The organism is Mycobacterium arosiense ATCC BAA-1401 = DSM 45069, from assembly GCF_002086125.1.
GTDB lineage: Bacteria > Actinomycetota > Actinomycetes > Mycobacteriales > Mycobacteriaceae > Mycobacterium > Mycobacterium arosiense.
On the sequence record NZ_MVHG01000074.1, the window covers coordinates 1 to 14,400 of the forward strand.

General features: G+C 69.1%; 11 protein-coding genes. 7 read left to right on the forward strand and 4 right to left on the reverse strand.

Annotated features, from left to right (window positions below; translation table 11 throughout):
• Positions 1 to 73: 73 nt before the first annotated feature.
• Complete coding sequence (locus BST14_RS21540) at positions 74 to 511, reverse strand: DUF1810 domain-containing protein (protein ID WP_083066393.1); 438 nt, start codon at positions 509 to 511, stop codon at positions 74 to 76.
• Between the two features lie 18 nt (positions 512 to 529).
• Between BST14_RS21540 and BST14_RS21545 the strand changes: the two genes are divergently transcribed.
• The 5 genes from BST14_RS21545 (at position 530) to BST14_RS21565 (ending at position 6,045) form a co-directional block, all read left to right on the forward strand.
• Positions 530 to 1,771, forward strand: coding sequence for an alpha-hydroxy acid oxidase (locus tag BST14_RS21545; RefSeq protein WP_142279531.1), 1,242 nt, complete (start codon positions 530 to 532; stop codon positions 1,769 to 1,771).
• A 94-nt stretch (positions 1,772 to 1,865) separates the two neighbouring features.
• On the forward strand, positions 1,866 to 4,181 hold the full coding sequence (gene lon, locus BST14_RS21550; RefSeq protein ID WP_083066412.1) for an endopeptidase La: 2,316 nt from the start codon (positions 1,866 to 1,868) through the stop codon (positions 4,179 to 4,181).
• A gap of 130 nt (positions 4,182 to 4,311) precedes the next feature.
• Positions 4,312 to 4,644 carry a TfoX/Sxy family protein gene (locus BST14_RS21555; RefSeq protein ID WP_083066395.1) on the forward strand — a complete coding sequence of 111 codons (333 nt, stop codon included), beginning with the start codon at positions 4,312 to 4,314 and terminating at the stop codon, positions 4,642 to 4,644.
• 41 nt (positions 4,645 to 4,685) lie between these two features.
• Positions 4,686 to 5,312: an endonuclease gene (locus BST14_RS21560; RefSeq protein ID WP_083066396.1), complete on the forward strand. Its 627-nt coding sequence runs from the start codon at positions 4,686 to 4,688 to the stop codon at positions 5,310 to 5,312.
• Between the two features lie 7 nt (positions 5,313 to 5,319).
• Positions 5,320 to 6,045, forward strand: coding sequence for a DUF72 domain-containing protein (locus tag BST14_RS21565; RefSeq protein ID WP_083066397.1), 726 nt, complete (start codon positions 5,320 to 5,322; stop codon positions 6,043 to 6,045).
• A gap of 47 nt (positions 6,046 to 6,092) precedes the next feature.
• Here BST14_RS21565 and BST14_RS21570 read toward each other — a convergent pair whose 3' ends face one another.
• From BST14_RS21570 to BST14_RS21580, 3 genes are all read right to left on the reverse strand, one after another.
• Complete coding sequence (locus BST14_RS21570; protein WP_083066398.1) at positions 6,093 to 8,198, reverse strand: NAD-dependent epimerase/dehydratase family protein; 2,106 nt, start codon at positions 8,196 to 8,198, stop codon at positions 6,093 to 6,095.
• 112 nt (positions 8,199 to 8,310) lie between these two features.
• Positions 8,311 to 9,795, reverse strand: coding sequence for an acetyl-CoA acetyltransferase (locus BST14_RS21575; protein WP_083066399.1), 1,485 nt, complete (start codon positions 9,793 to 9,795; stop codon positions 8,311 to 8,313).
• Between the two features lie 82 nt (positions 9,796 to 9,877).
• Complete coding sequence (locus tag BST14_RS21580; RefSeq protein WP_083066400.1) at positions 9,878 to 12,280, reverse strand: CaiB/BaiF CoA-transferase family protein; 2,403 nt, start codon at positions 12,278 to 12,280, stop codon at positions 9,878 to 9,880.
• Positions 12,281 to 12,497: 217 nt separating this feature from the next.
• On the opposite strand from BST14_RS21580, the gene BST14_RS21585 reads away from it, so the two are divergent.
• Together BST14_RS21585 and BST14_RS21590 are read left to right on the forward strand one after the other, a co-directional pair.
• A complete protein-coding gene (locus BST14_RS21585; protein ID WP_083066401.1) occupies positions 12,498 to 13,415 on the forward strand; it encodes an undecaprenyl-diphosphate phosphatase in 918 nt (305 codons plus the stop codon).
• Between the two features lie 108 nt (positions 13,416 to 13,523).
• Complete coding sequence (locus BST14_RS21590) at positions 13,524 to 14,384, forward strand: SDR family oxidoreductase (RefSeq protein WP_083066402.1); 861 nt, start codon at positions 13,524 to 13,526, stop codon at positions 14,382 to 14,384.
• The last annotated feature ends 16 nt before the right edge of the window (positions 14,385 to 14,400 follow it).

Sequence of the window (14,400 nt, forward strand, 5' to 3'; positions counted from 1 at the left end):
TGTGGACCAAGACCGCCGACCAAATCCTGGACAGCATCGCCAACTACTGCCGACGAATTAACGACTCAGGACACTAGGACCCGGTCAGCGCGCTCAGCGTCAACGGGTCCTCTTGACCGGCGTAATATTTCTCGAGTACCGCGACGAAGTCGGCATTGTCCTCGGTGGTCCGGGCGAACAGCGTCATCGACGAGCGCAGTTTGAGGTCGTCCGGTGAACCGAAGATCTGGCCGATCGAGCGACCCTGCACCGCGGTGACCAGCCGGGCGCACTCGCGCAACCGCGGTCCCAGCAGCTCATGGCGCAGGTATGCGCCGGCCTCGTCGAGCGAGGCGATGGCGAACCGGGCCGCCATGGCGCTGCCGCCCAGCCCGCGCAGCTGCGGGAAGACGAACCACATCCAGTGGCTGCGTTTTCGTCCGGCGCGCAGCTCGTCGACGACGCTGCGATAGACCGGCGCCTGCGCTTGTACGAAGCGTTCGAGGTCGAACGGGTCGCCTGCCGATTGCATATGACTACGGTGGCACACGTGGGAGCCAAACGACGAGTGCCGAAGGTGCGCGATCTCGCACCGCTGCTGCAGTTCAAGCGGCCCCGGTTCAACGCGACCAAGCGCCGCCTCGAGGCCGCCTACACCATCGAGGATCTGCGAGCCATGGCCAAGCGCCGCACCCCCAAGGCGGCGTTTGACTACACCGACGGGGCCGCCGACGACGAGCTGTCTATTCAACGCGCACGACAAGCGTTCCGCGACATCGAATTTCACCCGACGATTCTGCGGGACGTCTCACACGTCACCGCCGGCTGGGATGTGCTGGGGCAGCCGGTCGTGTTGCCGTTCGGGATCGCGCCCACCGGATTCACCCGCTTGATGCACACCGAGGGCGAGATCGCCGGCGCGCAAGCGGCGGCCGAAGCCGGAATCCCGTTTTCGCTGTCGACGCTGGGCACCTGCTCGATCGAGGATCTGGTCACCGCCGTCCCGCAGGGCCGAAAGTGGTTCCAGCTCTACATGTGGCGCGATCGCGAGCGCTCCATGGCACTGGTGCGGCGCGCCGCCGATGCGGGCTTCGACACGCTGCTGGCCACTGTCGACGTCCCGGTCTCCGGTGCGCGGCTACGGGATAACCGCAACGGCATGACGATTCCGCCGACACTGACGCTGCGCACCGTGCTCGACGCCGTGCCACACCCGAGATGGTGGTTCGATCTGCTGACCACCGAACCGCTGGCGTTCGCCTCGCTGGATCGCTGGCCGGGCACCGTTGCCGAGTATCTGAGCACGATGTTCGACCCCAGCCTCACCTTCGACGATCTGGAGTGGATCAAAGCGCAATGGCCCGGCAAGCTCGTCGTCAAGGGGATTCAGACATTCGAAGATGCGCGCGCCGTCGTCGACCGCGGCGTCGACGGCATCGTCTTGTCGAATCATGGTGGGCGCCAACTGGACCGGGCCCCCGTGCCCTTTCACCTGCTGCCCACCGTCGCGCGTGAGCTCGGGCAACACACCGAGATCCTGGTGGACACCGGCATCATGTCGGGCGCCGACATCGTCGCGGCGATCGCGCTGGGGGCCCGCTGCACGCTGGTGGGGCGGGCCTACCTGTACGGCCTGATGGCCGGCGGCGAGGCGGGAGTCAGCCGCGCGATCGACATCCTTCGGAGCGGGATTCTGCGGACCATGGCACTGCTCGGTGTCACCTGCCTCGAGGAGCTCGAACCCCAGCACGTCACGCAGCTGCGACGGCTGGGCCCATTGCCGCCAATGTGACGGCGGACGCACGTCTTCCGACGCCCGGGCTGCACGGGAACAAATCGGCGCCCGGCTAGGTTAAGCGCATCAGACTCAACTTTTGGAGGATTTGATGGCTGAAGCCAAGTCGCTGCCGGTGTTGTTTGTCACCGACACCATCGTGTTGCCCCAAATGGTGGTGCCGATCGCGTTGGACGACGCCGCCCGGGCGGCGATCGACGCCGCTCAGGCGAGCGAATCGGGGCAGCTGCTGATCGCCCCCCGCCTCGAGGACCGGTACCCCTCGCACGGCGCGATCGCGAGAATCCTGCAGGTCGGGCGCATCGCCGGCGGCGGCACCGCCGCGGTGGTTCGCGGTGAGCGCAGGGCCCAGATCGGGGCGGGAGCGTCCGGACCCGGTGCGGCGCTGTGGGTCGAGGTGACCGAGGTCCCCGAGACCGAGACGACCGACGAAATCAAGGCGCTGACGGCGGAGTACAAGAAGCTGCTGCTGGCCATGCTGCAACGCCGCGAAGCCTGGGAGATCATCGATTACGTCAACCGGCTGACCGATCCGTCGGCGCTGGCCGACACCTCCGGTTACGCCTCGTACCTGACCAACGCGCAGAAGCGGCAGCTGCTCGAGACCGTCGACGTCGCCGAGCGGTTGCGCGTGCTGATCGACTGGACCAGCTCGCATTTGGCCAAGGTCGAGGTCAACGACAAGATCGCCGAAGACGTGCGGGAGGGCATGGAGAAGACGCAGAAGGAGTTCCTGCTGCGCCAGCAACTGGCCGCCATCCGCAAGGAGCTGGGTGAGGGAGAACCCGACGGCTCGGATGACTATCGTGCCCGCGTCGAGGCCGCCGAACTGCCCGAGAAGGTGCGCGAGGCCGCGCTGCGCGAGGTCGGCAAGCTGGAACGCTCCAGCGACCAGAGCCCGGAAAGCGGCTGGATTCGCACCTGGCTGGACACCGTGCTCGAGCTGCCCTGGAACGTCCGCACCGAGGACTCCACCGACCTGAAGGCCGCGCGGGAGGTGCTCGACGCCGACCACCACGGGCTGGACGACGTCAAGGACCGCATCGTCGAGTACCTGGCGGTGCGGGCGCGCCGGGCCCAGCGTGGGTTGCAGGTGGTGGGTGGCCGGGGCTCCGGCGCGGTGATGGTGCTGGCCGGTCCCCCCGGCGTCGGCAAGACGTCGCTGGGCGAAAGCGTGGCCCGGGCGCTGGGCCGCAAGTTCGTGCGTGTCGCCCTGGGCGGCGTGCGCGACGAGGCCGAGATCCGCGGGCACCGTCGCACCTACGTGGGCGCGTTGCCCGGCCGGATCGTGCGCGCGATCACTGAGGCGGGATCGATGAATCCCGTTGTGCTGCTGGATGAAATCGACAAGGTCGGTTCGGACTATCGCGGCGACCCGAGCGCTGCGCTGCTCGAGGTGCTGGACCCGGCGCAGAACCACACCTTCCGCGACCACTATCTGGATCTGGACCTGGACCTGTCCGATGTCGTGTTCCTGGCCACCGCCAACGTCATCGAGAACATCCCGTCGGCCCTGCTGGACCGGATGGAGTTGGTGCAGATCGACGGCTACACCGAGGACGACAAGGTCGCCATCGCCCGCGAGTACCTGCTGCCCCGGCAACGCGAGCGGGCGGCGCTGACCGGTGAAGAGGTCACGGTCACCGACGCCGCGCTGCGCAAGATCGCCGCCGACTACACCCGCGAGCCCGGTGTGCGCCAGTTCGAGCGGCTGCTGGCCAAGGCGCTGCGCAAGGTGACGACGAAGATCGCCGAGGAACCGGTGATCATCGACGAGCCCGATCTGGTCGAATACCTGGGCAGGCCGCGGTTTACGCCCGAGTCGGCCGAGCGCACCGCGGTGCCGGGTGTGGCGACGGGCCTGGCCGTCACCGGCCTGGGCGGCGACGTGCTCTACATCGAGGCCGGGGCGACCGACGGTGAGCCGAGCCTGCAGCTGACCGGCCAACTGGGCGACGTCATGAAGGAGTCGGCGCAGATCGCGCTGTCCTACGTGCGCTCACACGCTGATCTGCTGGCTGTCGACCCCACAGCGCTGGACCGGCGTATCCACGTGCACGTGCCCGCGGGCGCGGTGCCCAAGGATGGCCCTTCTGCCGGTGTCACCATGGTGACCGCGCTGGTGTCGATGGCCACCGGGCGGCAGGTCCGCTCCGACGTGGGCATGACCGGCGAGGTCACACTGAACGGGCGGGTGTTGCCGATCGGCGGGGTGAAGCAAAAGCTGCTGGCGGCCCAACGTGCCGGACTGTCAACGGTTTTCATCCCGGCGCGCAACGAGCCGGATCTGGATGACGTGCCGGCCGAGGTGCTCGAGGCGCTGGACGTGCGGCCCATGACCGATGTCGCGGAGATCGTTGCGCAGGCTCTCGAGCCGGCGGCGCGGGCCGCCACCGTGGCCGCCTGACCTCAACGCGAGGCGTGACCCAGGGGTTTGCATGGCGCCACGCCCGGCGTTGAATGAACCCGTGACTCTCATGCGCCTGATGGGCAGCGACCTGCGGATCGTCCGCGCCGATCTGGACTGACGCCGGTTCATGGCCTACGACGAAGACCTGGCCAACCGGATCCGCGAGCTGCTGGGTTCGCAGACCGGCGTCGAGGAGAAGCGCATGTTCGGTGGCCTGGCGTTTCTGGTCGGCGGCAACATGTCGGTTGCCGCCAGTGGGCAGGGCGGGCTGCTGGTGCGGGCGCCCTCTGACGAGCTCGAGTCGCTGCTGCGACGAGCGCACGTCCACCCCATGGTGATGGGCGGCCGAGAGGTGCGCGGTTGGCTGCGTGTCGACGCCGCCGGGGTCCGGACCAAGCGGCAGCTGCAGGGCTGGGTGAACCGCGGCGTCGGCTACGCGCGCACGCTGCCGCCCAAGTAGCGTGCGGTTTGCCCGCGCGGGGCGCGGGTACGCGGGTGCCTATGGACAAGCGGGTACGACGACTGCTCGACGTTGCCGGCACGACGTATGCGGCGCAGGCGCGGATCAAGCTGAGCGACAAGCCGATGCCGCTGTTTCAGCTGCTCGTCCTGTCCATGCTCGCCAGCAAGCCCATCGACGCCGGAATCGCGATGGCCGCCGCCCGTGAGCTGTTCAAAGCCGGCCTGCGGACCCCCAAAGCCGTGCAGGCGGCCGATCGGCGCACCATGATCGGGGCGTTCGGGCGCGCGCACTACGTGCGCTACGACGAGAGCTCGGCGACCCGGCTGGCGGACATGGCCGAACGGGTTCGTGACGACTACTCCGGTGATCTGCGCCGTCTGGCCGATCGCAGCCGACAGGACACCGGCGCGGCCAAGCGAATGCTGAAGGAATTCAAGGGAATCGGTGATACCGGTGCCGACATCTACCTGCGCGAAGTTCAAGACGTGTGGACCTGGGTGCGCCCGTATTTCGACGACCGGACCACCGCCACCGCCAAGCAACTGGGTCTGCCCGCCGATCCGGCGAAGCTGGGATCACTTGCGCCGCAAGCCAATGCGCGGCTGGCCGCAGCGTTGGTCAGGGCGTCGCTGGACGACGAGGTGCGCCAGCGGGTGACCGGCTGAGCGGCCCGTGACCATACGCATCGGTACCTCAGGGTGGTCCTACAACCACTGGGCGAATGTGTTGTATCCGATCAGAACGCCGTCGGGGCGCCGCCTCGCCCGCTACGTCGAGGTGTTCGACACCGTCGAGCTGAACGCCAGTTTCTACCGGTGGCCGCAGGATTCGACCTTCACGGGTTGGCGTCGCCAGCTGCCGGAGGGCTTCACCATGTCGGTCAAGGCGCATCGGGGATTGACCCACTACCGGCGGCTGGCCTCGCCCGAGCCATGGATCGAACGATTCGAACGTTGCTGGCGCCTGCTGGGTGATCGGCACGGGGTACTGCTCGCGCAGTTGCACCCCGAGCAACAGCGCGACGACGCGCGCCTGGATTCGTTCCTGGCGCAGGTGCCCGCGTCGATCCGCGTCGCCGTCGAATTGCGTCACCCCTCGTGGAACGACCCCGCGGTGTTCGAGTTGCTGGAGCGCCGCCGCGCCGCCTACGTGGTGATGAGTGGACTCGGGCTTCAGTGCATCCCCCGCGCCACCACCGACTTGGTGTACATCCGGATGCACGGCCCGGACCCCGAAGCCAACTACGCCGGCTCCTACTCCGACGACGACCTGCGGTGCTGGGCCGAGCGAATCGCAGGCTGGGACGGCGACGGACGAGACGTGTGGATGTACTTCAACAACGACCTGGGCGGCCACGCGGTCCGCAATGCGCTCGCACTGCGCGAGTTGCTGGGTTGAGCGCCCGCGACTGCCGCGATCCGCCGGCCGATCCCTTCGGCCCAGCCTCAGCCGGCGGTTCGCTCGGCGTCGCCGGAGCCGCGCTGGACCGGAGCCCATGCGCCGTCGATGACGTCGGGTGGGGATTGCACCTGCAGCCGCTCGCGTTCGGTGCGCCGGCGTTTGATCCGCAACCGCGCATCGCCGGGCAGGGTGACGAGTTCGTTGCAGGTCAAGTAGTAGATGTCGTCGACATCGCCGATCAGTTCCGCCTCGACCCACAGAGAACCTAAGGCGCGCAACGTCATCCGGAGTTCATGCGTGAACCGCATCGTGGTGTCGTAGGCCAGCTCCCGCGAACCGCGTGCGCGGGCCGGCCGTTCCTCCGGCGTCCGCGGATCTTCGCAGGTGGCCGCGGCAACCAGCAGCATCGTCGGATCGTCGGCGAATGTCTTGCCGGCCAACTCGGCCTCCCCCGGACCGCGGTGTCCGATCCGCGCGACGGCATCATCCACGGCGGCGGCCGTCTTGGGCGACAGTGCGCGGATGCTGGCGAGGTTGCCGTCGGCGGCCAGCGCGCACAACGGCGGGTCGGCTCGCAGCGCCGCTGCCAACTCGGCGATCTCGGCGCCGACGAGATGGCTGTCGGTGATCATGCCCATCCCGGACACACTGCGGCCCGCCTGGCCGCGCACCGGTGTCGCGGCGCTGACACCGGCGTCGATCAGCCACAGCGCGTTGAGGATCCAGCCTTGATGGATGCGGTCGCGCAACAGCCGGAGCCGAACCTGTAATGCGGCCTGCGGCAGCAGCGCCAGCGCGCCAGCGTCGAGATGTTCCGCGGTCGCGGCGGCGCCGTAGGCGCGGGTGTCGGCCCGCAGATGGCGCAGCAGCGCCACCGACCGTCCCGCGGCGACGGCCTTGGCGAGCGAGCCCAGGGCGCCGCCCACCAGGGCCGGCTCACCGAACGGCAGCGGATCTCCGATATGAGGCTGCCCGACCAGCGAGTCACGGGTGAGCGCGTCCTGATCCCAACCGGGCAGTTGCGCGGCGGCGACCATGTTGACCGAGACCCCGACGTAGGGACGATGGCCGAACACCGCGACGGCCCTGCTGCCCCACTCCTCGCCCACCGCGCCGCCGAGCGCGAGCGCCTGGCCCAATACCCGGCTCGCCGTGCGCAGTCCGCTCAATTGGACGTCAAGCGTTATCGGAGTTAGCGGTCCGGGCAGCGCCTCGTTGAGGGCGGAACCACCGAAGACGGGAAACCGTGGATCGATCTGGTCGTCGAATTCGCCCTCAATGCCTTCCGGTGCCGCACTGCGCACGTCCTCAAAAGGTCGTCGGGCGGGTGCCAGCACCTCGACCGGGAGCGCGAGCCGCCCGCCGTGATTGATCGCGCCTGCGGTGTCGAGTCGGCGACCCACGAGACCGCGCGCGGTGTCGGCGACGGCGTCAAGTGCGTGCCAGCCGAATTGGAACGTCCAGTCTTCTTGTGTGGCAAGAACATTCATCTCCGGGACCAGCCGCGACCAGCTGCGCACCCGATGCACCCGGGACCGCGGGTCGGTGGCCCGCAGCACCCGCCAGGCGGTGATCAGGTTGACCGTGTCCGGGCTGGCGAGGTCCACCACACCGGTGCGGTCGGTGTCGAGCGCAGCAACCAGAAAGCGCATCAGGTCGTCGAGATGGAGCACCCGCATCGGCTGGGTCGAGACCTTGGCGCGCAGCAGGGTGGCCACGGTGCGGCACACCATCCAGTCGAGCTGGCGACCGACCGGTGGTGCGATCCGGACGACCACGGTGGGGCCCCAACTCGACGACACCAGGTCCTCCGCCGGCCGGTACAACTCGGGCCGGCCCGCGGCCTGCGACACGAACAGCAACCGGGAACCGGCGCGGGCGGCGGCATCGGTCACCCGCGCCAGGCCGTCTATGTCCGCACTGCCCGGTGCGGACGGGTCGATCGGGGCCAGGTGGAGCACCGCGTCGGCTTCGTCCGTCAGCTCCCGCAGGACCCGATCGCGCAGCGGCGCGCAAACAAACTCGACGTTGCGGTCCAGGCATGGATGAGGAAGTTCGGCAATGCCGGTGACCGTGTGCCCGGCAGCGATTAGCTGCCCAGCGACCAGCCGTCCGAGCGCACCGGTGGCGTCGGTAACCAGGATGTGCACCTGGGCTCACCTCCCCCAACCCTCAGGATTAAACAATAGGCAGGTAGGCACGGGCTACGCGACCGTTTGCCCATAACGGTTCAACGACCTCGCGTGATGTTGCGCCCCGGCGCTATTGCAGCGTCGCGCTTCCGTCCGCGGCGACGGCAACCTTGGCGCCACCGATGTCTTCACCCACCGACGCCTGCGCCGCGGCGCGATCGGTGACCACGGCCAACGCACGCGCCCCGTCGGGGGTACGCACGGCCAGAAAAGCCTTCTCGGGCCGACCGTCGCGGTCGAACGGTGTCGTCCAGGCTTCCACGGTGCCGACGCCGTCCCACTCGACCACCGCGTCCGTCGTCGGCTCCCGATCGACGGCCGGTTGCGTGTCCTCCCAACGGAATTCGGCCGGCGGCTCGGTGCCGTACACCCCGAAGCTGTGTTTGGTCAAATACCCGCCGTTGGCGGTGATCAGGCCGCGCCGGCCCGGATTGGCCACCAGCAACTCCGCCATGGTGGCGATCGAATGCATCACGTAGTTGCTCCATGGCCCGCCGGCGAACGTCAAACCGCCGGTTACCGTCAGCGGGCGGGCGGGGTCGTCGACGCTCAGTCCGAGCTCGGCCGCCGCCACCTGCACCGCGGAGGGAAAGCAGGAATACAGGTCGACGTAGTCGATGTCGTCGATGCCCAGCCCGGCCAGTTCGAGCGCCCGCGCACCGGCGATCCGGATCGCCGTAGAGCGGTGCAGTTCGTGACGCTCGGCGATCGACGGCGTGTCGTGGGCGTCGGTGCCCGCGTGCGGGTAAACCCACCGATCGGCCGGGACCTTGAGCCGGGTCGCCTCCCCCGCCGAGGTCAGGACCAGCGCCGCGCCCTGGTCGACCATATTGTTGGAGTTCATCAGCTTGGTGTAGGGCCAGCTGATCATCCGGTTCTGCGGGCCCGCTCGCCGGATGTCGTCGGCGGTCGACGGCTTGCGAATCCAGGCGTGCGGGTTGTTCACCGCGACGGCGTTGAACCGGGCCCACAGCGCCGTGATGCGCTCGAGGTGGTCGTCGATCGACTCGCCGTTCGCTACCCGAAGCGCCTCCTCGAACAGCGGATAGACGTAGGCGGGCCGGTCGAGGGAGATCCTGATCTCGGCGTCACCGGCCATCGGTACGTCGTCGCCGCTGACTTCGGCCATCGGGACCGAGTGGTCCTGCTCGGTCCACACCAGCTGGGCGCCTTTGGCTCGCAATCCGCGTCTGGTGCGCCAGGTCTCGGCGCCGGCCAGCAGCACCACCTTGGCCCGGCCCCGCTGGATGTCCAGGCAGGCCTGGTTGACCAGCGACTGTGGCACATTGCCCCCGACGGGGCTGTACAGCGTGCTGAAGTCGCTGGCCCCGATTCGCTGGCCGAGCAACTGGCCCGGGTCGCGGTATTGGGCCGACAGGATGTTGACGATGCGGATGGAGTCGACGGCCCGGATCACCGCGGCGTCGGCGGCGTGCTCGGCCGCGGCCACCATCAGGTCCATCGGCTCGACGGATCGGCTTTCCGGGTCGATCTCGTCGCGATGGTTGACCTGGCCGTAGCCGATCAACACCGGGGTCCTGGGGTCGACGCTCATGGGAACGAATTTAGCGTGGCTATGGATCTGACCCGGCCGGGCCTCGCCGTGACGCCCGGTGGTCGCACTGCGGGCTCGACCGCTAGGCGGTGTCGGCCGGGGCGGACAGGACGCCGTCGTCGAGCAGCCGCTGGATGTCCGCGGGGTTCATCCCGAGCAGGTCTCGGCAGATCTCGACGGTGTGCTGGCCGGGCATCGGCGCCGGCGCCTGGCGGGCCGCCGGGATGCGACGATACGGCGCCGGCCCCGTCTCGGCCGGCAACGAATCGTCGATCAGCGGATGCGTCATGGGGCTGTAGACGTTTCGCGCGACCAGCTGGGGATCCTCGAGCACGTCCGGTGGGCGGTTCATCGGCCCGGCCGGAACCCCGGCCGACTGCAACAGTTCGGCGGCCCGCAACGGCGTGCGGGTGCGAGTCCACCCGGAGACCAGCTCCACCAGCTCGCGGCGATGGGCCAGCCGCGCTTCGCCGGTAGCGAAGCGCGGGTCGTCGGCCCACCCGCTGTGATCGAAAACCCAAGTGGCGCGGCGCCATTCGTCGTCGGATCGGATCGAGATGACGCACCATTCGTCGTCACCCGCGCAGGGGTAGACCGCATGCAAACCGGTGTCATGGCAGATCTGCGCGACGCCCGCGGCCAGCGCGGCCTCGGTGACGTAAAGCGTGTCGAGCTGGTTGACCACGACTTCGGCCTGCGAGATGTGGACGTGGGCGCCCCGGCCGGTCCGGTCGCGGTGGATCAGCGCGGCCAGCGCCCCGATCGCGGTGACCCGGCCCACCACGTGGTCGGGGAACACCGTCGTCGCGTCGTAGAACCCGTGCCGGCCCGGGTCCGCGTCGTCGGTCGCGTCGTCCGACGTCCAGAGCCGGGTGACCCCGGTGGTGGCGCGAACCAGTGGGCCATAACCCAGCCGCGCGCTCCACGGCCCCGTGTCGCCGAAGGCGCTGCTTTCGGCCAGCACGATGCGCGGGTTGACCGCACGCAGTTCGTCGTAGGAAAATCCCAGTGCCGCAAGGGTTCCCGGCTTGAAGTTGGCGAAGACCGCGTCGGCCTCGGCCACCAGGCGGCCGAAGATCTTCTTGCCCTCGGCGCTGCGCAGATCCAGTCCCAAGCCGCGGTTGTTGCGGTGCGTCCAGGCGAACGACTCGCTCATGGTGTCGCCGATCCGGGCCTGCCGCAATCCGTCCGGGTAGTCCACGCTTTCGACTTTGATGACGTCGGCGCCCAGGTCGCCGAACAACCGGCTCAGCTCACCGCCGGCCACGATGATGCCCAGATCCAGGATCCGCAGCCCGGCAAAGGGATAGTCGCCGAGCCGGCCCGACGACGACGGCACCACCGACGGATTGCCGCGCCAGCATGGTTCGTCGCTTCCCGCGGCGCGCACCGGTGTCCGAAAACCCGCGCGCCGGCCGTCGACGACGAAATATCCGGTCGGCACGGTGGTGCGCACGCCGGACACCAGTTCGGCGTCGGTGATGGCGTCCACCGCCCGGAAGTGTTCGGACCCCAGGATCCGTGCGGGCGTCAGCACCGCGGCGATCGGCACCCCGTTCGCCTGCCCGGCGGCCACCAGATCCTTCATGGTCTGCCCGGCGAACAGTTCCCGGATCAGCTCGCTGATCTGCGGCCAGGCCGTGAACCGCTCGCCGATCGCGTCGAATTTCGGGTCCTGGAACTGCTCCGGCTCCCCCAGCCAGCGCCGCAGGCCGCGCCACTGCCGCGGCGCCATCACACACAGCCGGACGTAGCCGTCCCGGCACGGATAGATCGGGTAGGCGTCCTGGTTCTTCGGCCGGCCCCGCCACCGCCCGCTGCGGCGGACGCCCGTGGCGGCCTGCCCGTGCGCGCCGAATGCGGGGTCGAGGGCCATCACGACGGCGTCGAACCAGGAGAAGTCGATGTAATCGCCCGTGCCGCAGCGCAATCGGTTGTAGTACGCCGCGAGCGCGGCCCACGCCGCCTGGACGGCCGCGGTCGCCGAAGCGATACCGTCCGGCGGCAGCACGGGCGTGCCGGTGGTGGGCCCGGACCTCGACAGCGCGCCGCACATCGCGTACAGCACCGGATCGGCGGCCCGCCAGGACGATTGCGAGCCCGTCGCACCGAAATCGGTAATCGAGAGCACCACCAGGTGCGGGTAGCGGGCGGCCAGCTCCTCACCCGAGGTCCCGAACATGGCCCCGCGCTCGTCGACGCCGGTGTCCACCAGGATGTCGGCCTCGGCGGCCAGGTCCAAAAAGCGGGCGCAGTCCTCGTCATCGAACGGGTCGAGCACCGCGCAGCGCTTGTTGGCGTTGTGCATGGCGAACGCGATGCTGGCGCCGCGCAGCGTGGGCAGCGCATCGCGGCCCAGGCAACCGCCCGGCGGCTCCACCTTGAGGACGTCGGCGCCCAGGTCGGCGAGCAGGCGGGTGACCGCGTCGGCGACGCCACTCGACAAGTCGAGCACGCGCACGGCGTCGAGCAGCCCGTCAGCCATCTAAGACACCGTACCTGCCTGGTCAGGACGCTGCCCGTCGGCGCTCCCTACGCCGATCGATCGCCGGAGCGGCCAAAGTGCCGGGTGGGCAAGCTGATTCGGCGAACCGGCGATCGGTGGTTGCAACGCTCGGTCGAAGTCCCACGCCGGCGGGGCGTCGGCTATCGTCACAGGCCGATCCGCCAGGCCGTCCCGTCGTCTCATGGAGGCATCCCCAATGACCGCGCACCTGAGCTACGTCGAGGCGGTGGTGGTCGGCGCCTTCCAAGGAGTCACCGAACTGTTTCCGGTCTCCAGCCTGGGTCATGCGGTGCTGGTGCCCGCGCTGGCCGGCGGCCGGTGGGCCCGCGACCTCAGCGTCTCGGCCCCCAAATCGCCCTACCTCGCGTTCATCGTGGGCCTGCATGTGGCCACCGCCGCGGCCCTGCTGCTGTTCTTCTGGCACGACTGGGTGCGCATTCTGACCGGGTTCTTCACCTCGCTGCGTCATCGCCGGATCCAGACGCCCGATGAACGGCTGGCCTGGCTGCTCGTGGGGGGCACCATCCCGGTGGGCCTGGCCGGTCTCTTGCTGGAACAGCTGTTCCGCACCACGCTCGGCAAGCCGGTTCCCGCGGCGGCCTTCCTGTTGCTCAACGGCATCGCGCTCTATGCCGGCGAAATATTGCGCCGGCGCGTCGCGCCCGCACCGGATCAGGCCGTGACGCCCGCCGAGGAGCCCGAACACGGCGACGAGGCGTCGGACCGCCGGCTCGCCCAACTGCCCCTGCCCCGCGGCGTGGTGATCGGTGCGGCGCAGATTCTGGCGCTGCTTCCCGGCATCAGCCGCTCGGGTATCACCATCGTGGCAGGCCTGTGGCGAGGCCTGTCGCACGAGGATGCCGCGCGGTTCTCCTTCTTGCTCGCGACCCCGATCATCCTGGCCGCCGGGGTGTACAAGATCCCGGAGCTCTTCGGGCCGCTCGGTGCCGGGATCGGGGGCCAGGTGCTGGCCGGCAGCATCGCCTCCTTCGTCTGCGCCTACCTCGCCGTGCGCTTCCTGACGCGGTACTTCGAGACCCGGACGCTGACGCCGTTCGCGATCTACTGCGCCCTGGCCGGTGGGGCCAGCCTGATCTGGTTTTCGCTGCGCTGAACCTGCCGAGCCCCAGCCACCGGGGATTGTTGCGTGGGGCGACTTCGAGTGCTGTGCTTAGCCCACTGTCGAAGTTGACACCCGTCAAGACTTTGGAGGGAACCGGGAATGGCGGACACGGCTTCCAACGCCCTGAGAAATAGGCGCCGGATCGCTGGGAAGGTCATCGTGATCACCGGCGGCGCCCGGGGGATCGGGCTGGCCACCGCGACCGCGCTGCACAATCAGGGCGCCAAGGTCGCCATCGGTGACGTCGACGAGGCGCGGGTCAAGGAGTCGGGCGCCGACCTGGGCCTGGACGTCTACGGAAAGCTCGACGTGACCGACCCGCACTCGTTCGCCGATTTCCTGGACGAGGTCGAGCGGCGGCTCGGCCCGATCGACGTGCTGATCAACAACGCCGGCATCATGCCCGTCGGCCGGATTGTCGACGAGCCGGACGCGGTCACCCGCCGGATCCTGGACATCAACGTCTACGGGGTGATGCTGGGCAGCAAGCTGGCCGCCCAGCGCATGGTCCCCCGCGGCAAGGGGCACGTCATCAACGTCGCCTCGCTGGCCGGTGAGCTCTACATCGTCGGCTTGGCGACCTACTGCGCCAGCAAGCACGCGGTGATCGCGTTCACGGACTCGGCCCGGCTGGAGTACCGGAAGGCCGGGGTGAAGTTCTCCATGGTGCTGCCGACGTTCGTCAACACCGAGCTGGTGGCCGGCACTCCCGGCATGAAGGGCTTCCGCAACGCCGAGCCCGCCGAGATCGCCGAGGCGATCGTCCAGCTGGTGGCGCGCCCCAAGCCCCGGGTGCGGATCACCAAGGCGGCCGGCGCGATGGTGGTGTCTCAGAAACTCTGGCCGCGCCGAATCGCCGAGGGACTCAACCGGATGCTCGGCGGTGATCACGTCTTCACCGACGACGTCGACGTGGCCAAGCGGCAGGCGTACGAGGCCCGCGCCCGCGGCGAAGAGTGATCACGCACGAGCATTG